A 21,589-nucleotide genomic window follows, 5' to 3' on the forward strand; every position below is an offset into this window, starting at 1 on the left:
TGAGTTTCCAACCCGACTTTATCAGCCTATCAAAACCAGATATTTGTCTATTTATTTTATCTATCAATTATCCCTTAATTCATCGACCCTTGAAGACGCAGGATAGAGCCTGTACAAAAACGCATTTTATAGACATATAAACAAAATAAGCGCCCTTTAGAGGCGCTTATTTATTATTACTATTTCACTGTTTCAATTAGTATTTGTACACACGCTTAGTGATTTGCTGTGTATTTGTACGGATACTGATAGTATAAGTACCTTCAGAGAAATTACTCAAATCGAAACGGTATTCTGATTGCGTTCCGTTCAGTTTAGTTCTTACAACTTCTCTGTTCATTCTGTCAATGATAGTTACAACACCAACTTCATTTTGCATGCTTTCAGGTAATTTAACTCTAACCGCATCAGCAGTTGGGTTAGGGTACACTTGCCAAGTATCGTTGCTAGTAGTTGCTAGTTCACCTGCAAAGCCGGTTGTTGCGGCAGCAGTTGTTATCTCAACAATATTTGAGAAATCAGAACTACCTTTAGGGTTTGTAGCTCTTACACGGTACCAGTATTTCGTATTAGCCGCCACAGTATTATCTACATAAGTAGTTACGTTACGGTTGGTTACAGTTACCTGACCAAAGTTAGTACCATCTGTTGAGCGTTCAAGTTCAAAACCTTCTTCTTTGTTCGAATCATCACCCCATTTCAAAGATACAGAACGTGCTGCTGCAGTTGCTTTTAAAGCAAATGGTTTGTTTGGAACTGCCGTGTAGAACGAAGTAATGCTTGTGAAATCTGAATACTCAGAAGAACCATGCTCGTTTACAGCTCTGATACGGAAGAAATAAGTAACACCTTCATCAAACGGAATACTTGTTGCTGATGTATAGTTTTTCACTAAGTTAGCAGTAAGCAAATTAGTTGTAAAGTTTACATCTGTAGCTCTTTCTAACACAAAGTAATCTTCATCATCAGAAGCGTCTGTCCAACGTGCTATAAGAATGTTGTTAAACAAACTATCCTGGCTTGCAATTACTTGAAGGTTCGTAGGGATTGAAGGAGGTCCTAAAGTTGTTGCCGTAGCTACGTTTGAATATGATGATTGACCAAACTCGTTAGCAGACAATAATCTATACCAGTATTTGGTTTTAGGTTTCCCTGTTGTATCGCTATAAGTATATTGCTCTGGTGAAAGAATAGCTATTTGCGTAAAGCCATCTGTTGCACTTGTTGACGAACGATAAATTTCAATAGATTTAGGAATATCGTATTCACCAAACATCTGGTTCGACCAGTTTAAATCAATTCTGTAAGGTGATATAGTTTTTGCAGCTAAATCGTAAGGTGCTGGTGGCGGTACTCTCTTTTTAGTAGAAACAGCCAATACATTTGTAGTACCACTTTGGCCTCCTCTGTTTACAGCTTTAATGCGGTAAAAATATTGTTGGCCTTCAATCAGGTTTGTTTCTTCAAAGAAATTGGTATAAGGGAACCAACTATCAGTAACAACAACCCAGTTTGAATTATCAACAGAACGCTCAATTACAAAGGCCGTTTGGTTAGTTGAATTGATTGTCCACTCAAGGCGAATTGTATTCAATGTCTGCCAAGGAGAGATTAACTCCGATGGCGCTTGTGGTGGGTCAGGCATTGTTTCAAACAAACCTGTTATTGCCGAACCGGCAGAAGCTCCTGAAACGTTGTAAGCTATTATTTTATATTTATAAAGAGTAGCAGGCTGAACGCTGTTATCAATATAAGTTCTACGGCCCGTTCCGGCAATACCGTTTATCTCTGCAATTTTCACAAATGCATCGCTACCATAATCAGCACGCTCAATAATAAATTTATCTTCGTTTGTAGAGTTATCAGTAAAATTTACTGTTACACTTCTCGGGCTAGCTGGCGTTGATTCAACGATGCTAGCACTTGATGGAGGATTCGGTGCATCTGGGCTTGTAGTTGCCACAAGAATTGAACTCCAGCAAGAATACAATTTAGTTGTATCGTTGGTTAAACCAACAATAGTAACCGGGCAAGAACCATAGTTATCAGTAGGACCAGCAGCATCTTTAACTGCTCTTACCGCAATTCTGTATGATTGACCCGCCGTAAGGCCTGTCAATTGTATGCCTGTAATACCGGTTGTTACCACTGCAGGTGCTGAAACATCTCTAAAATTTACGTTATCAGTTGTAATGGCAATCTGAAATGAAGTTTCTCCGGTTGCATTATCTGTCCAAGTTAAATTTAAGCGAGAATTTGTTCCGCCTACTGGTGTAAAACCAAGACCTGTTGGAGTAGGTAATGGTAATGCGGGAGCCATTGTGTTGGAAGTAGGCGCGTTTTCTTTTGAGATTTCTCTCTCTTTAGCCTCAACTTTCCAAAAAGCAATCATCAACAATAATAGAGATAGAAAATAATTTTTTCTCATAGCTAAACTATTTTAGTTTTAGTTACAAATGGGAGGAATTTCTTTTTTCGTAAATATATAAGATTTTCTTTATTAAAGACACATTCTTACTTACGAAAATTATTTTACGGTCAGGATTTATTTTAATTGTTAGAATAATCCTTTTTGCAAACACTTGATAATCAAGTTTAAGCAAATAATATTAAATTTTCGGCCTTCAGATTAAAATTTAATTAACTGCTATCACCGAAATTTCAACATTCACATCCTTTGGTAATCGGGCTACTTGTACTGTTTCTCTGGCTGGTGGAGCCTCCGTAAAATAGCTACCGTACACCTCATTAATTACTGCAAAATCGTCCATGTTTTTCAAGAAAATACTCGATTTTACAATGTTTGAGTAGTTCATTCCTGCCTCGGCCAGTATATGCCCAATGTTGTCCATAATCTTCTTTGCCTCAGCACGCACATCGCCCAGAGCAGCAACATCAAGCGCTATCTGCCCCGACATATAAAGCGTATTGCCGGCCAACACGGCCTGGCTATATGGGCCAATGGCAGCAGGTGCTTTTTCGGTAAAAATAATCTGTTTCATATTTCCTTTTTTTGTTATTCAGCTAAATAAATCCCGTCGTCTTCTATCCGTATAAGCCTTTGTTTATACAGGCCGCCAACGGCTTTTTTAAAGGTCTTTTTACTCATCTCCAACTGATACATAATGTAGTTGGCATCACTTTTATCTGTTACATCTAAAAAGCCATTATTTGCTTTCAGTTTTTCGAGTATTTTCTCGGCATTGGGTTCAATATTGGCATAGCCTTGCTTTTGCAGGCTCACATCAATGAGTTTATCTTCTCTTATGTTTTTGATGTAGCCCTTTGTGCGAGTTCCGAGTTTTATGCGCTGAAAAATCTCGTTTTCGTATATCAAGCCCTTGTATTTATTGTTAATAACTACATTGAGGCCAAGGTTTGTTTCTTCAAATACCAACAAATCTACCTCCTGCCCTATTTCAAGCTGAATGTCTTCTTTTTCAAAAAACTTATTCACTTTACAAGAGCCTACCAATCGGTCGGTTTCTTCGTCCAGATACACATATACTGCGCACCAGTCGCCCGTAGCCAGTTTTTTGTTTTGCTCTTTAAAGGGCACAAAAAGGTCTTTTTCAAGCCCCCAGTCCAGAAACGCTCCTATACCTGTAACAGCCATAACCTGCAAATAGGCAAAGCCATCGAGCTGTACTTTAGGCTCTAGTGTGGTGGCAATAATGCGGTCTTCAGAGTCTCGGTAAATAAATACTTCAATATCGTCTCCTACAATCACATCGTCGGGAATATACTTTTTGGGCAGCAAAACATCGTTGCCTTCGTCGTCGCCCAGGTACATACCCACGCTGGTTCCCCTTAGTATTCTTAAAGTATTTTTGACTCCTAAATTAAACATGAGAATCTATTTAGTGAATTAGTGAATGAGCGAATTAGTGATTGATGATTTAAGAAATTCTATTCTATAGAGTGCCTAATTCTGAAAATACAGGGCATTGCCCTGTCTCTACTTTGCGCACCTTTAAGAGCCTTAATTATTTCTTAAACCACTAATCAATTCTTCAACTAATCTCAATTAATTTTTATTTATTAAATGCTGTATTACTCAATAAAATAATACGGATTTCCGATTTCGTCATAGACCAGATTCGTAAGTATGCCCAGATTCAGTGTTCCATCGGCAGAAAAAACTTTTCCTGTAAAAATCGTTTGCACTTCTTCGGCACATACTTTCCGGTAAATCGGCTTTAATGTTCCGCCAAATTCACCGGCATTCACTGTCGGGTTCCACTGAAACCGCTGTTTTACCAGCGTTCCTCTTGGAGCCATCATTGGCGGTGGCAGTTCTCTATCTCTTAAATCGCAATCATCGGGGTGGTCGAGCCCTAAAGAATGACCAAATTCGTGCGCAGCAGTGGTAGATTCTCCCAGATTATCGCTTATCAGCCAATGCCCTATGTTACTGCCCAGTTGAGCACCCATAAACGAGCGTTGTACAATGTTCTGCTGCTCTATTCTGATAAAATTGTTGCGGTAATCGGTGTTGTTGTGTACTAAATCAAAGGCTTTGTCAAGCGTAAACACAGCGGCATCTATCTCAAACTTTATCAGGTATGCCGCTGTGCTTCCGTTGGCTTCTTGTATGTTTATTTTGCCTTGCGCTTGGTTGTATTGTGTGTTTATTTCATCAATAATTTTGTTGGCCAGTTCTTGTGTTGCAAAATCGCCATAGAGCCAGAGTTTTGCCGAAACAATAATCTCTTTAGCATCAGGCTTTATGATAGCTACGGCCGACATACATTAATGAAAAGCACGCTCAAGTATCAGTTCTTTTACTTTTCTGGCATCATTTTTCGTAAAGTTCTCAATCACAATCTCGTGCTCTCTTGCTCTTGCTTTAATGCGTATTGTCGAAAAAAACATACCAGAATCTATCTCAACACCTGCTATATCGTTATAAAAAACAAAGTTTTCAGAGCTTCTAAAAACCTTTCTTTCTTTAAAAGTAACACCCTTTTCACTGAAAATAACTTCGTCAGGCAGCAGAGGGTTTTTTAGGGTGCTAGCCGCAAATCTTTCGTTCATTGTTTGATTATTTAGTGGGTTTTGTCAAAATCCTAAACAACTTCACCATTTAAAATGGCACATACACTACTTTTTTGGTTTCAAAAAATTCTTCCGAAAAGTAATCTGATAGATTATATAACTTGTATTTTTTACCAAACTCGTCAAGCTCTTCTTGCAAATCGCCACCTTTCAGGTACAAAATACCGTTTTTCATGTCGTTAAACTGGTTTTTGGTAACCTTGTTTTGTACCCAGCCATAAAATGGCTTTAGCCTCGTTACGGCACGGCTTACAATAAAATCAAAATCGCTGGCTACGTTTTCGGCTCTTTCGTGTTGGGCTGTCAGGTTTTTTAAACCTAATGCTTGCGCCACTTCTGTAACTACTTTTATTTTTTTACCTATTGAGTCTACCAGATGAAACTGGCACTCAGGAAACAAAATAGCCAACGGAATACCCGGAAAACCGCCGCCTGTGCCAACATCTAAAATTTCTGTGCCATGCTTAAAGTTAAGCACTTTGGCTATGCCAAGCGAATGCAAAATGTGTTTCTCGTACAGATTTTCGATGTCTTGCCTCGAAATTACATTAATCTGGTTATTCCAAAAACTATATAGTTCTTGTAATTGTTCGAATTGCTCACGCTGTTTTTCGGTGAGTTTCGGAAAATACTTGGTAAGTATGGCTATATCGGCAGGCATAATCAATGAAATTTTTCTTATCTCCACTTAATTTTTTTAGGATTCGAGAAAATCGTAATAACTCCGAAAACTAAATAATATCCGGCATAAAGTAAATCGTAATACGGGATTTTAATCGAACTAACAGTACTGCTTAGTTTCTTATTGGCTTTTGCAAGCACTATCCATCTGATAAACAACCAGCCGAAAAATACACCTGTTATGAGCCTCATCCAATCGTTATACAGGTAAAAATCCTGAAAATTATGGGCATCCATCCAATCAGCCGGAATCCTCGACCACTCTGGGGCTTCAAACCATTCAGGCTTAATAAAAAACGTTGGTAATAATATAAACCAGCACAACAATTGGCTTAAAGCAAGGCTACCCAATAAAAATTTATCTCTGAACTTATAGCGTTTCCCTACCGATAGGTGTCGACGCTTTTGTGTAATCCACTCGCCCCATGTCTTTTTAGGTTCCGAATACATCTGTGCTTCTTCGCTAATACAAATCGCTACATTTCTTTTGTTCGATACCTCATTCACAAACAGGTCGTCGTCTCCGCCCAATAATTCCTGATGATTCAGAAAGCCATTACCAACCCAGAACAATTCACGGCGATACATCAGGTTACGCCCAACACCCATATAAGGTGTGTTTGCTTTGGCAAAAGAAAAGTATTGCAGGGCTGTCTGAAAGGTTTCATAACGAATCAGAGAGTTTAGTCTTGAGTCTTCAAAACTGTAAGGCGAATAACCTAAAACAATGTCTTTACCGCCTTCGAGTTGAGCCACCATTGTGTCAATCCAGTGCTCGCTTGTTGGCCTGCAATCGGCATCGGTCAACAAAATAATTTCTTTTGTTGCCTTTTTTATACCCATTGTTACGGCAAATTTCTTAGCTGTAAAATGCGCAGGTAATGATTCTATTCTTACAAAATTAACTTTTGAATAGCCTCCCTCGTTGAACAACAGATAATCGTAAGTACCATCGTGCGAGCGGTCGTCGGCTACAACTATCTCAAAATCGGGGTACTGTTGCGCTTCTAGTATCGGCAGTAATTCTTTCAGATTCTCGAGCTCGTTCCAGGCTGCAATAACAACCGACACACCGGGTTTCGGGTTTGAAACCTCTTCTCGTGGATTGTCTTCGTGTGATAATAGAGCCGGGAAAAAACCCAAAATGAAAATGAGTTGAACAAAGACAGCAGTAAAAAAAAGAATCGGTAGTAAATAGTGCCAAAACACCATGTATCAAGAGTTTAGGTTTAAAAGTGTGCAAAGATACAAATTCTTTAATTGAACAATTTCTACAAACCTAAATAATTAAATCAATAAAATTACGTTTAGCAGCAATTTGTGGTACGTTTTAATAAAAAATTTATTTTTTAGCGCCTATTCAAACAGGCTCTTGTCAATCGAACAACGGCCAGTTTGCACCTATCATAAAAGTACGGCGCATACCCGGATACACCGAGCCTACAAAATAACCTGTATCAGGGAAGCCTTGATTTACGTGGGCAAATTTAAGGAAGATACGCACTTTGCTGATTTTCATATTGGCAAAAATATCTACCACAGGGTAGCCCCAGGCTTTTCTGTCGTTCTGCAAATAAAACTGGCGGGTAAGTGGCATATAATTGTCAGCATAGTAAGCCGTGCGGTAATAAATCTCGGCTCCGGCATTAATGTGCAGCCGCTTGGCATACACAAACTCGTAAGAGATAGTAGTATTATTGGCGATAGTCGGCATTCTGACAATATTCTTTTCGGGAGTATGTGCCAGATGAATCTGATTTGCTAATAACAAGCGCTTCCAGCGGTATTCAATCCCAAGGCTGGCTCTTAATATATTAACCGGAAATGATGATTGCTGAACTTGTGCCTCTGAATCGTAATAAATATAGTTATCAATAAAAGAGTAATAAGCACTAGGTAAAAACCTGAACCTGTTTAGCTGTATAGCAGTTGATGCATAAAAAGTATTTGAAAACTGGTTTTTGAAAGTATTACGCCAATTATATGCAGCACTCATAAATCGCTCATCAAGAATATAAGCAGGGGTTGAGAGTTGTATTAATCCCCCGTTCAGTCGAGGCCCGATATACTCGGCTTTTAGTTTATAATTTCCGCTGGTACCAATCTCAAATTCGGCATAGGCACGCTTTGCGCTATCTGGGAAAAAGTAATTGGCCCAAGCCCCAGCCAACACTTCGTTTTGAAACTTAAGCCTGAAATCATCCCCAAAATTAGTATTCAGATTATACAGACGATGGCGTAAATGAAGCCTGTAAGCAAAACCTCTGTAAATACCTTTTATCCCAAATTTATTCTCAATCAGGCGGTATCTGTAAGCCAATGAAAGCGTATCTGGTAGTAAAGTATCTTTAGGTGTTACTAGCTGCCCGTAGAAATTCTTTCCATCTATTGTTGTATCAGTCTTGAAGGTATTGTGCTGATAATAGTCTGTACGCTTCTGGAAATCGAGTATATGATATACCTGAAAACCATTACTTAACTGGTATTGCTGATAAATATGAAATTCATGCCGCCAATCACGCGAGGTGGCACTACTTAATCTCGACAACAGATTTCTGTAATTGCCCAGGTCTTCGGCTTCAACAAAGCGAAGGCTGTCAATCAGGGGTTTTATTCCACCCTGCTCTACTGGTGCATGATTAAAATGATTGTAAGTACCCAAAATAGTATATCTACCGTCTTTCGATTCATAATTGCTACCGGCCAGCAAAGCCCAGCTATCTATCAGGCGTTCTTCACGGGTTTGTGGTGCGCCATATTGTTTTGACGATGTGAGTCGGCGTACTTCAAACGTGGCATTTAATCGGGGTTTGATATTCTGCGAATGCGTAAAATCAAGAAACAACATACCACCGCCCGACTGTGCATAGTGCATATTGGTATACGGCGACTTTGTGTTGTAATATTTTACTTTTTTTGAATCGAAAGCATAAAAACCGTAGGTAGTAAAGCCCAGTTGCTTGCTCACCTCTTCGTTTGGCTGAAAATACAAGGGTTTCACGGCTGTGCCTATCAGTCCTAAGTCTTGATACAACCAGCCACTTTTCATATTTCTATCAAACGACCATTGGAAGTCCTGTATGAGTGAGTCAGGATTATAATAGATTTTACGGTTATTCAGAATATCATCTTCAAGTATATAGCGGGTAGTTTTAAGGCCATAAACTTGCTTGGTAGAATCGTCAAGTATTTGAGCATGGCATAAACCGTAAAAAAATGACAATAAGAGTGTAAAGATTATTTTTTTTATGCTCATGTTCCGCCTGTTACTATAAAAACGCCGCAATTTACGGCAAATCTTCGGATTTCAGACAAGCTAAGTCTTAATAGTTCTTAAAAAGTAGTGTTTGTTAACACAGCCAAACTTTAAGCGCACAAAAAGCGTTAATATTATTAGAGTCTAAATCATTTTATTTTCATGACTGGTTTTCGTTTTTCAGAATTTAAGCCCGAAATGAAGGGCAACAACAAGTTTGAGCAATTGCTCAACATTTTTCAGCAATTATTGCTTATCACAGCCGGAGACGTGAGCCAGGCACTAAGCTATATGAGCGACCTCGACCGCCAGTATCAACTTACTGACGATACCTATGGCATGGCCGACTTTATTGACGATTTAAAAAAGAAAGGCTACATTACAGAAGAAAATCAGGAAGGGCAGCAGTACCGTATGACTGCCAAAAGTGAGCAAAGCATCAGAAAACAATCGCTCGACGAAATATTTGGTAAGCTGAAACGCACTAAATCTAGCGGTAGCCATCATACGCCTTACACAGGTGTTGGTGATGAAATGAGTAGCGACGTGAGGGCTTTTCAGTTTGGTGATTCTTTAGAGCAGATTTCGATGACGGAATCGTTGAAAAACGCCCAGATTAATAGCGGAATAGATGATTTTATGTTGCTCGAAAGCGACCTTGAGGTGATTGACCGTGAATCGAAAATACAAACTTCAACCGTATTGATGATTGATATTTCGCACTCTATGATTCTTTATGGTGAAGACCGCATTACGCCTGCTAAAAAAGTAGCTTTGGCTCTAGCCGAGCTTATCAGAACCAAGTACCCGAAAGATACACTCGATATACTGGTGTTTGGCAATGATGCCTGGCAGATACAGCTCAAGGATATTCCATATCTGGAAGTCGGACCTTACCACACCAATACTGTTGCAGGGCTCGAACTGGCAATGGATTTATTGCGCAGACGAAAAACCAAAAACAAACAGGTATTTATGATTACCGACGGCAAGCCTACTTGCTTGAAAGAGGGTATTAAATACTATAAGAACAGTTTTGGCCTCGACCGTAAGATTGTGAACAAAACCCTTACGATTGCAGCACAGGCCCGCAGGCTTGATATTCCGATTACAACGTTTATGATTGCCACAGACCCTTATCTGAAACAGTTTGTGCAACAGTTTACCGAGGTAAATAATGGTAGGGCTTATTACAGCAATCTGAATGGTCTGGGTGGCTTTGTTCTGGAAGATTTTCAGCGGAATCGCCGCAAAAATATTAAGTGAGTTTGCCGGAGTGATACTCCGGCTTTCTTCCGAATGATTAGTTTTTACTATCTTCGGGATACGTTTTAAAATTTACGACCGACAATGAATAAAAAAGAACGCTATAAAGCTTTAGTTACCTATTTTACCGAACATTATCCACAAGCCGAAACCGAACTTAATTATAGCAATCCTTACGAACTACTCGTAGCCGTTATACTGTCGGCGCAATGTACCGACAAACGCATAAATATGGTAACACCAAGGTTATTCGACCGTTACCCAATCCCCGAAAGTCTGGCAGCGTCTACTGCTGAAGAAGTTTTTGAATACATTAAAACCGTAAGTTATCCTAACAATAAGAGTAAAAGCCTTGTTGGCATGGCTCGTATGTTGGTCAATGATTTTAACTCAGAAGTACCCAATACGATTGAAGACCTGCAAAAAATGCCGGGCGTTGGCCGCAAAACTGCCAACGTGATTGTATCGGTTATCTACAACCAACCAGCTATGGCCGTAGATACGCACGTGTTTCGTACTTCTCACCGCTTGGGATTAGTACCTAAAACGGCTAAAAACCCGCTATTAGTTGAAAGAGAACTAATAAAGCATCTGCCAAAAGACAAAATAGCAGTGGCGCATCATTGGCTTATTCTGCATGGCCGCTATATATGCATAGCACGCACCCCCAAATGCCCTGAATGTGAACTAAAACCCTTTTGCAAGGCTTACGAAACTGGCGATTTTAAAACACCTGCACTCTGAAATGGGTTATTGTTTAGTAAAACAGAATCTGCATAGATGGAAATCAAACAATTAATGAAAACCTTTGCCTTTGATGGCAAGGTTGAATGGCTGAGTTATCGCCCCGGCCCTACGTCGAAAGGAGATATACGTATAACAGATACCATTGAAGTAACTGAAAAGAAAGGCATAGTAGGCGACCGCTACAAGGGTACTTCGCGCAAGCGACAAGTAACCATTATTCAGGCTGAACATATAGAAGCAGTAGCCAAAATGCTTCGTAAAGATAGTATCGACCCTGCCCTACTACGGCGCAACATTGTGGTTTCGGGTATTAATCTATTAGCTTTCAACGATTCTACTTTTCAAATCGGCGACGTTATTCTGCAAATGACAGGCTACTGCCACCCATGCAGCCGCATGGAAGATAACCTCGGCACAGGTGGCTACAATGCCATGCGTGGGCACGGGGGCATCACTTGCATGGTTGTAAAAGGCGGCACAATAAAAATCGGCGATACAGTGAGTTTTTTGAGCTGATAGCACTGCTATAAGCGTATCAGCTACTCGTATGCCTTAAAAAATTATTGATTCAATGGGCATATATAATAAAACTACCAATAATGGTTCTGTGCTCAATACCATTAAATTCGTCTTCGAGGGTAACCTTGAAACTTCCTCCTACGTGCGAATAATCAAATTCTGTTATGTCAATATCACCACTCTCTACTCTGAACGGAGAAAAATCTACTCCATCAGAATAAAAGATATTTCTGATACTCAGGTCAGGATACTTGCCCGTTCTGGTCAGAGCGGGCAAGTCAATCGTTAACCTTTCATTTTTAAACCCATAAGCTGTCAGGTGGGCCTCTTTTTCGTTGAAGTTCCAGCTTGCTTCAATGTGCTCCATTAACACATACTCTTCGTCTTCCACAAACTTTACACTCAGGTAAGCATAAGGTTTTAGCGGTTCGGTTTTGTCGCAAGCCACACAACAGGCACTCATCCATATAAAAAACAATAGTCTACTCATATCATTTTCAGCCTATATACCCCTCAACTATTATTATTTAATGCTCTCTTTTATTTCTTCGCTGGCGTTGCTTATTACTTGTTCGCCAACCTGCAGTTCGCCATACACCTCTACCTTATCTAAGGTCTGGTTGCCTGTGCTTACATCTATTTTTCTGATGTTTCCGTTATCCGAAACCAATACGTATTTGCGCTCGGTTGAGGTAACTACTGCCGATTTTGGCACAATCAGGGCATTTTTATTTCCTTTCGAATAAATAAGCACATCGGCATACATACCCGAGGCCAGTTGTCCGCCTGTATTAGCCACATCTACCTCTATTCTTTCGCTTCTGTAATGGCTATTGATGTTTCTTGATTTACGGCTGATTTTCCCTCTCAACTTTTTGCCTTGTAGCGCACTTACATAAAACGATAGCGTATCTCGCTCATGCAGATTTACCGCCAGATGCTCGGGCACATCAACCTGCAAACGCAGATTAGCTATCTGTTTTAACTCAAGCATAGGTTTGTCTTTTGCCACGGCGCTCACCAAAGCCCCCGGGTGAATATTACGTTCGGTGATTACACCGCTAAACGGTGCCACAACTTTCAGATACCCCAGCATAGCTTTTTGCATTTCCCAATTGGCTTTTTCGGCATTTACTAATGCTGTATCGGCATTCATTTTGGCTTTGATAGTCGACAAATCCATTAGCGAAACCGCCCCTTTCGTTTTTGATGCTTCAAGCAAACGCTGATAATGCTCTTTATTGATAGAAAAGTCGGCATTGGCTTTGGCATATTTTTCTTTAGCCAGCAATACGGCCTGCTCAAGCTCGGGCGCTTCAAGCTCCATTAACAAGCTACCTTTGCTTACGTATGAGCCTAAATCAACCAGCACATTTTTTACATACCCGTTTACTTTCGGAAAAAGGCTTACTTCCTGATACGCACTCAATTGTGCCGGAAGTTTTAGTGTTGAAGGCACGCCGCCACTTTCAACAGTAGCTAGCTCATACGCCGGAGCGACAGCTTTTACGGCCTCTGTTTTCTTTTCTTCGGCTCGATTTTCGGCACAAGCGCTCAATAATACACTTGCCAGCAGGCTTATGAGGCAGTATTTCATATAGGTATTAAATGGTTGTTTTTTCATTGTCGGGTAATAAGGAAACTGATTTAAAAGATGCTTTTTGCTGAATCCAGCCATAAACCAAGGGTACTATCAGAAGCGAAGCAAACGTAGAGAAGATTAGCCCACCAATAACGGCTCTGCCCAAAGGTGCCGACTGGTCGCCGGCTTCACCAAGGCCGCTGGCCATTGGTATCATACCGGCAATCATGGCAAGGCTGGTCATGATAATAGGTCTGAAACGCACACTTGCTGCTGTAATAGCTGCTTTAAACGGATTTTTATAACTCAACCTCAACGATTCGGCATTGGTAACTATCAGAATGGCATTAGCCACAGATACCCCGATACTCATGATAATACCCATATAAGATTGTAGGTTGAGTGTTGCACCCGTAGCCATCAGCAACAATAACGACCCCAGCAATACGGCTGGCACCGTAGATAATACCGAAAATGCCACACCAAACGATTGATAATTGGCCGCCAGCAAGAGTAATACTACAATAATGGCTACAGTTAAGCCTGTTTGAAGCGAGTCGAGCGTTTCGGTTAGTAAAGACGACATCCCCTTTACTTCAACCAACATACCTTTGGGTGGAGCACCTAGCTTGTCGATTGTTTTCTGTACAGTATTTGTAGCCGTTCCAAGGTCTTTTTTAGAGATATTGGCACTTACAGTCAGAAACCTTCTTGGCCCTGTTCTGTCATATTGCCCCGGCAGGGTATCAATCGACATCTGCGCCACATCAGAAAGCACAGGGCGTGCCTTGCCTTTTACGAGCGATATAGACTGTAATTGCTCCATTGAGTTCATGAGATACTCGGGCACTTGTACCTGCACCTGATAAGTATAGGAAACTTTCTGGTCGAGCCATTGTATTTTTTCGGTAAATCGACTCGACGAAGTGGCATCGGTTATACTACGGGTTACTTCGTTCAGGTTGAGCCCCATTTGTGCAAGCCTGAAACGGTCGATATTGATTTTAATAACCGGAAACTTCAGAGGCTGGGCTATCTGCACATCTCGCAGGAAACTCACCTGTCGCAGGCTATCTGTCAGGCGGCGGGCATACGATTTTATCTCTTCAAAATTCTTTCCGATTACCCGGACCTCAATAGGTGTGGCAGCTCCCTGAGCCATAATTTTTTCGGTTAACTCAATGGGCTCAAACGATATATTTATTTTCGGATAAGCTTTCTTGATATTGGCACGTAACTGGTCTTTAAGTTCGTCGAGATTACCCTCAAAATGCTCGCCTACATTGGCTTGCATAATGGCCTCATGCGTACCGCTATTAAATACATATAAATTGCTTGAGCCATAGCTACTCGGAATAACACCAACATACACCGAGGTCATATCAACGCCACCTTTCACCGTTGAGTCCATTATAGCCAATATTCCTTTCACATCTCTTTCGGTTTTTTCCAGGCGTGTTCCTTCGGGTTCTTTTATGCGTAATTGTAGCTGGCCGTTGTTATTTTTAGGCAAAAGGTCTTTTCCGATAAGGTAAAAGCACAGCCCCGAAGCAGCCAGCGTAAACAACATATAAAAGCTCACAATCAGCTTACGGCTCCGCATCCATCGTTCCAGCAGGTTACTTAGCCTTACTTTTATTCGTTGAAAAAACGAGTTTTCATCGCCATGCGTAGTTTCTTGTCTGTTATGCTCTTCTATTTCTTCTATTTCGCCGCTATCGAGCGCCAATCCGGCATGGGCATGAAACTTTGTGTGATGAGACTGAAACATTTCTTGTTTCAATAACCAGTTCGAAATAACAGGCACCAATGTTTGTGCTGCCACAAACGATACAATCATTGAAAACCCGATTGATAAGGACAAAGGCAAAAACATAGCCTTGGGTACGCCTGTCATTACAAAAGATGGCGCAAACACAGCCAGAATACAAAGCAGAATCAGCAAGAGCGGAAACGAGATTTCCTCACAGGCATCGAGTATTGCCTGTTTTTTTGTCTTGCCCATTTCCAGATGCTGGTGAATGTTTTCGATAGTTACTGTGGCTTGGTCAACCAATACCCCAATGGCTAGTGCCAGCCCGCTCAGGGTCATGATATTAATGGTTTGCCCTGCCATTTTCAGGCACAATAAACCAATAAGAATAGATACCGGAATGGTAATAATCACAACAAGGCTACTGCGCCAGTCTTTCAGAAAGAGTAATACCATAAGCCCTGTAAGCACCGCCCCCAGAATACCCTCGGTCATAAGGCTTTTTACGGCATTAATCACAAACACCGACTGGTCGAACTCGTAACTCAGTTCAACGTCGTCGGGCAAGAGGTTTTTCATTTCGGGTAGTTTGGCTTTCAGCCCTTGCACCACCGCCCATGTTGAGGCATCGGCAGTTTTTACAATTGGTATGTAAATAGAGCGTTTGCCGTTTACCAGTGCGTAGTCAACGGTTACGTCTGAGGCATCAGTTACGGTAGCAATATCATGAATAAACAGGGCCGTTGAGCCATTGGTTACAAGCGGAATATCTCCAAAATGTTGTACTTTTTCTTCGAGCGAGTTAACACTCGTTATATACATCAGGTCGTCGACCCGCAAGTTGCCCGACGGGGTCATCGAATTGTTTTTGGCAATCGCCTCTACTACCTGGTCGGGCGAGAGGTTATAGCGGCGGAGTTTCTCGGGGTCTACATTTACTACCACAGTTCTTGAGTTGGCACCCATAGCGTGTGGTGCCGTAAGACCGGGCACAGTAGAAAACATGGGGCGGATATACGTAGAAGCCAAGTCATACATTTCTTTAAGCGACTTGGTTTTGCTATCAAATACCAACTGCCCAACAGGCATAGACGAGGCGTCGAACCGCACTACTTGCGGCGGCAAAGCCCCGGGTGGGAAAAACTTCGCAGCTCTATTTACCTGCAAGGCAACCTGCGCCGAGGCTTCGGCCATATCGGTATTTTCATAAAAGGCAAGTTTGATAAACGTTAGCCCTTGTATATTTTTACTTTCAATGCTTTTAATGCCGTTTACATACAAAAACTGGTCCTGCATACGGGTGGCAAAAAAGCCTTCCATCTGCTGAGGAGACATACCCCCGTACGACTCAATAACATAAATTGTAGGTAGATTGAGCTGAGGGAAAATATCGACAGGAATTTTTCTGATTGCCAGTATGCCAAACAAAATTAATCCTGCAAATAGCACTACTATTGTAATAGGTCTTTTTAATGCGAGCCGTACCATATCAAAGATTTAATTAAGACTTACTTGGTGTTAAATTTGTTTATCTGAAGCAAAAACTATTGACCATTTACCTGATTGAGGAAAACAGACAGGTTGCCAACCGAGGCAGCTTTTAGCAGCAAGGCCCGCCATACATTATTAATGGCAATAGACTGGTCGACCTCAGCCCTGTTGAGTAGCAAAAAAGCTTGCGAAACCTCAAGCAAAGTAGCCAATCCTGAATCATATCGGGCGGTGGCTTGCATGTAAGCGCCACGGGCAGCATTGGTTTGAATAGGTGCTTCCAGTGCTTGCTCCATAGCAAGTTTAATCTGCACATTGGCGTTTGCACTCTGGCTGCTTAGCCTGAGCTCTTGCTCCTGCAACAAATGCTGAAACTGCTGGGCTCTTTGTAACTCGGCCGAAACCTGGTGGCGGATTCTGAAAATAGGTGTGATGTTCCAGCTTATACCTGCACCAAGCAGATAATTCCCTATCTGATACCCCACGCCATCGAAAAAATTTGAGCTGTAAGAATCAGAAGAATTGCTTACCCCCGAGCCACGAGCCCAAGCCGAAGCACTGAGCACAATGCGTGGATTAAGTGATTTTTTGATGGCAACCGAGCGAGACTTTATTAAATCAATCTGTGAATTGAAAACTTTCAGGAGTGGATTCTGTGTTACATCAGGATATTCACGCAGAAGCGTGGGTAGTTTCTGATAAAACTGCATAGAGTCGGCAGCCATATTGCCTGCGGCATTTCCGAGTAGTTCGCCTAAGCGAATACGCTGCGAACGCTCATTCTGCTGGCTCTGTAAAAGCAAGAGTTTTGCTTTTGATACTTCAGCACCTGCAAACGAGCTATCGATACCGGCACGCAAACCTGAAATAACTTTGGCATTGGTAACATCACGAAAAGTAGTAGCTCTTTGCAGGTTTACCTCTTGTATCCGAACGGTTTTCTGAAATACCAATAGGGCCAGATAAGCATCTATGACTTTTATCTGGTGCTGAAAAACCTCGTTTTCGTAATCGAACTGCTGCCTTACTGTGGCTTTTTGTGCCACATCAATATTGGCTTTGATTCGACCAAAGGTGTAAGCCTGCCAGTTTACCTGCAAACTAGTGAAACTGCCCCAAACTGGTTGATAGATATTATTGGGGCGGATTCCGCCCGAAACAGAAGGCACCGGCCCCTCGACAGGAAACGTAGCCCCTACAAGACTATTGTTTGTAGCAAACTGGTATTGGTCTTGTACTATTAAATCGGGTAAGCGCTCTTTCTGTACTGCTTTCAGGTTAAATTCGGCAATACTTTTTTCGGCTTTTTTAGCTTTAATAGAGGGATAATTGCGGGCAGCTAAATCAATAGCGTCTGACAAACTTATTTTGTGTGGCTCTGGTTCTACCTGCTGGCCAAAGGCTAGGCCCCTAATCAGCAAACAACTCACAAACAAATACTTTTTCTTCATTTAATAAGGACATTTAAGGCAGGTGTTAAGAATAAACACATAATGGCGCATGTGCAAAAACAAAAGTCTTTGCACATCCTTAGAAAGTCCTTAGTACAAAATTAAAAAAACATTAAAGAGTAAGGTGTGGTAAAGCCACCGTAAACGTAGAACCGTGCATAGGTTGGCTTTTTATGCTGATACGGCCATTGTGAATATCAATAATTTTGTGGCATATCGATAAGCCAACGCCAAAGCCCTGCACATCGAAAGCGTTTTCGCCTCTGTAGAAAGGTTCAAATATATTGGGCAGGTCTTCTTGTGATATACCTATGCCTTTGTCGCTTATATGAACAATACATTCTTTTTCATCAAAATCTATCAGCACCTCTACTGGCTGGGTATTACTGTATTTTATGGCGTTATCGAGCAGGTTCAGAAATGCATTCTTCAGTAAAGATTCATTGCCTTTTACAATTGTCAGGTGTTCGTCTGGGGGAATATTCTCAAAATTTACCCTTACAATTGCATCGGGTTTATTGTTTTTTACATCGTTTTGTAAGGCAAGAATCAGTTCTTCAATCCTGATGTTTTCGATTTTCGATAGATTAAAGCTATCAATAGGCCGTGCCATTTGCAGCAGGCTGTTTGAAAGCAGAATGAGCTTATCGGTATCTTCCAGAATATTCTGTAGTATTTTTTCATACTCGGGTGCTCGCAGGCGTTCTTCAAGCCCTAGCTGCACCTCCGACTTAATCGCTGCCAGCGGTGTGCGTAATTCGTGCGATGCATGCGAAACAAAACTACGCTGCTGCTCAAAACCCAGTTCAAGCCGGTTCAACATCCGATTGAATTTGTGTGCCAGCTCGGCTATTTCATCTTTACTTTTGCCCTCGTCAACCCTTTTTCTTAGATTCTGGGCCGTAATCTGGTCTATCTGGTGGTTTATTGTTTTAATTGGCTGCAAGGCCTGGCCTGCAAAAAACATCCCGCTTATAATAACAACCAGTATTATGAGCAAAAAACTGATGAGTAAAGTCTGGCGCAGACTTTTAAGATTGGCCTCGCCGTCTACATCAATCCCCGATTCTATTACAATAAAATTATCGAACTTCCCTTCAAACAACAAGCCCAGATTCTCTCGTTCGTTGATTCTGAACTCCACACTATTTTCTGTTTTTATGCGGTCGAGCAAAGCCGTATCAAGTTCTTTAGGCACGCTTTCGGCATTAGAGAAAACCAATTGATTTTTGGTATTGAAAATATAAACTTCTTCCCCAATCAAGCGGTTTACCGAGGTTTTATCCATAATCCGAATCAACTCCGGCGAAAACCCACTTACATCAAATAGTAACCTGGCCGTTGTAATAGCCCTTTTGCTCAATCGCCCCCTGAAAGTCTCGTGGCGTTTCTGGTCTTCTCGGTAATAAATAAAACCCGAAAACATCAGAAGATTAAATGCCACTATCAAAGAAAACTGCAAAACAATTTTATACCTGATTTTCATACAATTGCTGTAAATTCAAATCTATGTTTCGATTACAATTTCTACTCCACTTTAACACTCAAAACTTATACCCTACGATATACTCTTTCCCCATGCCCAAAACCCTTTGCTATTCCCCTCTGCCCCACGCCCTCTGCCCTTTGCTCATTCCTCTCTCAACACATAGCCAAGCCCCGATTTTGTATGAATCAGCTTTGGCTCATAGTCTTTATCAATTTTTTTGCGCAAATAATTAATATATACTTCAATGATATTTGTACCCGAGTCGAAGTTCAAATCCCATACATTTTCGGCTATATCCATTTTAGATAGCACCCTGCCTCGGTTTCGTATCAGATACTCCAACAAAGCAAATTCACGGGCAGTCAGGTCTATTATTTTACCCGAGCGAACCGCCACTTTTTTATCCAGGTGAATCTCAAGATCGGCTACCCTCAATATCTCTTTAAGCTCATTTACAGGCGCGTGCAAAGAGCGTCTCAACAAAGCATTGATACGGGCAAATAATTCCCGAAAATCGAAGGGTTTTACAATGTAATCGTCAGCGCCATTGTCTAAACCCTCTACCTTGTCATCAACTTCTCCCATAGCTGTCAGCATTAAAACAGGTAAACCGGGCTTTTGCTCTCTGATGGCAAAACAAACATCAAAACCATTCATCAATGGCAGGTTTATATCAAGTATGATTAAATCGAATGAGTAAGAAATGGCCTTTTTCAGTCCTGCGTGTCCATCAAAAGCGACATCGGTCTCAAAGCCTTTTTTCGATAAGCCTTTCACCAGGTTATCAGAAATCCGACGGTCGTCTTCAATTATAAGTATCTTCTTCTTTTCCAAAAGTATCAGGGCGGTTCAAAATATAAGTTCGCAAGGTGCTTTTGTAAACTTAGAACGCCATTAATCTTGTATTAAATTTACCTTAAAAGTTGGTGGCTTTGGGCAGAGAGCACGGAACAGAGGGCATGGAGCAGAGGGTATGGGGCAGAGGGTATGGGGCAGAGGGCATGGGGCAGAGGGGAATAATTAGCAGAGGGTATTAGAATAGGGTAGAAAATGAAGAAAGCAGGGGGAATCAACCGCCTGCTTTCTTTGCTTTGTAGCCTTCTTTCAACAAAAAGGCCAGTATTTTATCCCGATGGTCGCCTTGAAGCAGGATTTCACCGTCTTTGGCTGTGCCGCCGCTTCCGCATAGATTTTGAAGTTTTTTTCTTAACGCTTGCAGGTCGTCGTCTTTGGCAATAATGCCTTCTACCCTACTCACAACCTTGTTGCCGCCTTTGCGGTCAAGCCATATTTTCAAGTTTTGCTGCTGAGGCGCAAGGGTTTCAACTTCTAAATCATCGCCGAAATTAAATTCAAAATCAGGGTTGGTTGAGTACACAACTCCTTCACGTTGTTTTTTATTTTTCATATCATTACACGCAGGCTTTTTTCACGAATACTTATCTTTAGCTCGTCGGTATCTAGTCTTAGCGGCTCGCCATCATAGTGTATCAACAGTTTTTCTGAACCTTTTAGTTTAAACTGCGTACTTCTGTACACCTCGGCATACGACGACTCATGAATAGTTTTATTGAATAATTTAGTAATCACAAAGGGTACTTCCCAAAGCGGCATTGGGTTTAGCAAAGTACAATCTATAAAGCCATCGGTTATGCTGGCAATTGGGGTAATAAAAGCATTGTTACCAAACTGGCGTGCATTACCAAAAGTAATACTGAATGCCTCATAATTATTGCCCCCAAAACTACATTTTAAAGGCTTATAAGCCCAGAATTCCTGCAAACCTACCCGCACATAATTAAGCAGTCCTCGACCTTTTAGCTTCGAAAAAACATCGGCACAATGGGCATCAAAGCCTACACCTGCTGTACAAAAAAACGGAATATCGTTTACATAACAAGTATCTATCTGTTGTACGCTGGCCGTATTCAGTTTCTCTATTACCTCTTTGGGCTTCATCGGAATCCCTAATTCTCGGGCCAAGCCATTGCCTGAGCCCATCGGCATAATACCCAAAGCGGTTTTGCTGCCAATCAGAGCCTTGGCGATTTCGTTTACGGTGCCGTCGCCTCCCATGGCTACTATATAAGGCACTTTTTTTTCCGATGCCTCATAAGCTAGTTCGGTGGCGTGGCCTGCGGCTTTGGTCGGAATAACTCTGGCCTGATATTTCTTTTTATCTAATCTGGCCTCAATCAGGTCAACAATTGCCTGATGATTTTTCTTTCTGCCCGAAAAAGGATTAACTACAAACCAGATTTCTTGCTTGCTCACAAATAATATAAATTCGTAATGA

General features: G+C 41.3%; 19 protein-coding genes. 3 read left to right on the forward strand and 16 right to left on the reverse strand.

Features of this window, described 5'->3' with window-relative positions:
* Positions 1 to 196: 196 nt before the first annotated feature.
* The 8 genes from WAE64_RS10620 to WAE64_RS10655 all read right to left on the reverse strand — a co-directional run bounded on the left by WAE64_RS10620 (position 197) and on the right by WAE64_RS10655 (position 8,962).
* On the reverse strand, positions 197 to 2,428 hold the full coding sequence (locus WAE64_RS10620; protein WP_340236349.1) for a fibronectin type III domain-containing protein: 2,232 nt from the start codon (positions 2,426 to 2,428) through the stop codon (positions 197 to 199).
* A gap of 208 nt (positions 2,429 to 2,636) precedes the next feature.
* Complete coding sequence (locus WAE64_RS10625; protein WP_340236350.1) at positions 2,637 to 3,002, reverse strand: Rid family detoxifying hydrolase; 366 nt, start codon at positions 3,000 to 3,002, stop codon at positions 2,637 to 2,639.
* Between the two features lie 14 nt (positions 3,003 to 3,016).
* A complete protein-coding gene (locus tag WAE64_RS10630) occupies positions 3,017 to 3,850 on the reverse strand; it encodes a CvfB family protein (RefSeq protein ID WP_340236351.1) in 834 nt (277 codons plus the stop codon).
* 203 nt (positions 3,851 to 4,053) lie between these two features.
* Positions 4,054 to 4,749 (reverse strand): zinc metalloprotease, encoded by a 696-nt coding sequence (locus tag WAE64_RS10635; RefSeq protein ID WP_340236352.1) that lies wholly within the window; start codon positions 4,747 to 4,749, stop codon positions 4,054 to 4,056.
* 3 nt (positions 4,750 to 4,752) lie between these two features.
* The gene (locus WAE64_RS10640) at positions 4,753 to 5,037 is read right to left on the reverse strand and encodes a PH domain-containing protein (RefSeq protein ID WP_340236353.1); all 285 of its coding nucleotides are present in this window, start codon (positions 5,035 to 5,037) and stop codon (positions 4,753 to 4,755) included.
* A 49-nt stretch (positions 5,038 to 5,086) separates the two neighbouring features.
* Positions 5,087 to 5,719 (reverse strand): 16S rRNA (guanine(527)-N(7))-methyltransferase RsmG, encoded by a 633-nt coding sequence (rsmG, locus tag WAE64_RS10645; RefSeq protein WP_340236768.1) that lies wholly within the window; start codon positions 5,717 to 5,719, stop codon positions 5,087 to 5,089.
* A 17-nt stretch (positions 5,720 to 5,736) separates the two neighbouring features.
* A complete protein-coding gene (locus WAE64_RS10650) occupies positions 5,737 to 6,951 on the reverse strand; it encodes a glycosyltransferase (protein ID WP_340236354.1) in 1,215 nt (404 codons plus the stop codon).
* A gap of 163 nt (positions 6,952 to 7,114) precedes the next feature.
* Positions 7,115 to 8,962 carry a putative porin gene (locus WAE64_RS10655; RefSeq protein WP_340236355.1) on the reverse strand — a complete coding sequence of 616 codons (1,848 nt, stop codon included), beginning with the start codon at positions 8,960 to 8,962 and terminating at the stop codon, positions 7,115 to 7,117.
* A 195-nt stretch (positions 8,963 to 9,157) separates the two neighbouring features.
* On the opposite strand from WAE64_RS10655, the gene WAE64_RS10660 reads away from it, so the two are divergent.
* The 3 genes from WAE64_RS10660 to WAE64_RS10670 all read left to right on the forward strand — a co-directional run bounded on the left by WAE64_RS10660 (position 9,158) and on the right by WAE64_RS10670 (position 11,524).
* Positions 9,158 to 10,261, forward strand: coding sequence for a vWA domain-containing protein (locus tag WAE64_RS10660; protein ID WP_340236356.1), 1,104 nt, complete (start codon positions 9,158 to 9,160; stop codon positions 10,259 to 10,261).
* Between the two features lie 84 nt (positions 10,262 to 10,345).
* Entirely contained in the window at positions 10,346 to 11,005 is a 660-nt protein-coding gene (nth, locus tag WAE64_RS10665) for an endonuclease III (RefSeq protein WP_340236357.1), read from the forward strand.
* Between the two features lie 36 nt (positions 11,006 to 11,041).
* The gene (locus WAE64_RS10670) at positions 11,042 to 11,524 is read left to right on the forward strand and encodes an MOSC domain-containing protein (RefSeq protein WP_340236358.1); all 483 of its coding nucleotides are present in this window, start codon (positions 11,042 to 11,044) and stop codon (positions 11,522 to 11,524) included.
* Positions 11,525 to 11,576: 52 nt separating this feature from the next.
* Here WAE64_RS10670 and WAE64_RS10675 read toward each other — a convergent pair whose 3' ends face one another.
* The 8 genes from WAE64_RS10675 to WAE64_RS10710 all read right to left on the reverse strand — a co-directional run bounded on the left by WAE64_RS10675 (position 11,577) and on the right by WAE64_RS10710 (position 21,567).
* Positions 11,577 to 12,017 carry a hypothetical protein gene (locus WAE64_RS10675; protein ID WP_340236359.1) on the reverse strand — a complete coding sequence of 147 codons (441 nt, stop codon included), beginning with the start codon at positions 12,015 to 12,017 and terminating at the stop codon, positions 11,577 to 11,579.
* Between the two features lie 33 nt (positions 12,018 to 12,050).
* Entirely contained in the window at positions 12,051 to 13,124 is a 1,074-nt protein-coding gene (locus tag WAE64_RS10680) for an efflux RND transporter periplasmic adaptor subunit (protein ID WP_340236360.1), read from the reverse strand.
* Positions 13,125 to 13,131: 7 nt separating this feature from the next.
* A complete protein-coding gene (locus tag WAE64_RS10685) occupies positions 13,132 to 16,350 on the reverse strand; it encodes an efflux RND transporter permease subunit (RefSeq protein WP_340236361.1) in 3,219 nt (1,072 codons plus the stop codon).
* A 56-nt stretch (positions 16,351 to 16,406) separates the two neighbouring features.
* The gene (locus WAE64_RS10690) at positions 16,407 to 17,804 is read right to left on the reverse strand and encodes a TolC family protein (RefSeq protein WP_340236362.1); all 1,398 of its coding nucleotides are present in this window, start codon (positions 17,802 to 17,804) and stop codon (positions 16,407 to 16,409) included.
* A gap of 112 nt (positions 17,805 to 17,916) precedes the next feature.
* On the reverse strand, positions 17,917 to 19,290 hold the full coding sequence (locus tag WAE64_RS10695) for a sensor histidine kinase (RefSeq protein WP_340236363.1): 1,374 nt from the start codon (positions 19,288 to 19,290) through the stop codon (positions 17,917 to 17,919).
* A gap of 144 nt (positions 19,291 to 19,434) precedes the next feature.
* A complete protein-coding gene (locus tag WAE64_RS10700; protein ID WP_340236771.1) occupies positions 19,435 to 20,133 on the reverse strand; it encodes a response regulator transcription factor in 699 nt (232 codons plus the stop codon).
* Between the two features lie 229 nt (positions 20,134 to 20,362).
* Positions 20,363 to 20,701, reverse strand: a complete 339-nt coding sequence (locus WAE64_RS10705) for a translation initiation factor (protein ID WP_340236364.1) — start codon at positions 20,699 to 20,701, stop codon at positions 20,363 to 20,365.
* Positions 20,698 to 21,567, reverse strand: a complete 870-nt coding sequence (locus WAE64_RS10710) for a diacylglycerol/lipid kinase family protein (protein ID WP_340236365.1) — start codon at positions 21,565 to 21,567, stop codon at positions 20,698 to 20,700. Before WAE64_RS10710 ends, WAE64_RS10705 begins: the two co-directional genes overlap by 4 nt.
* Positions 21,568 to 21,589: the final 22 nt, after the last annotated feature.

It is taken from the genome of Emticicia soli, assembly GCF_037860775.1.
In the GTDB taxonomy this organism is placed as follows: Bacteria; Bacteroidota; Bacteroidia; order Cytophagales; family Spirosomataceae; genus Emticicia; species Emticicia soli.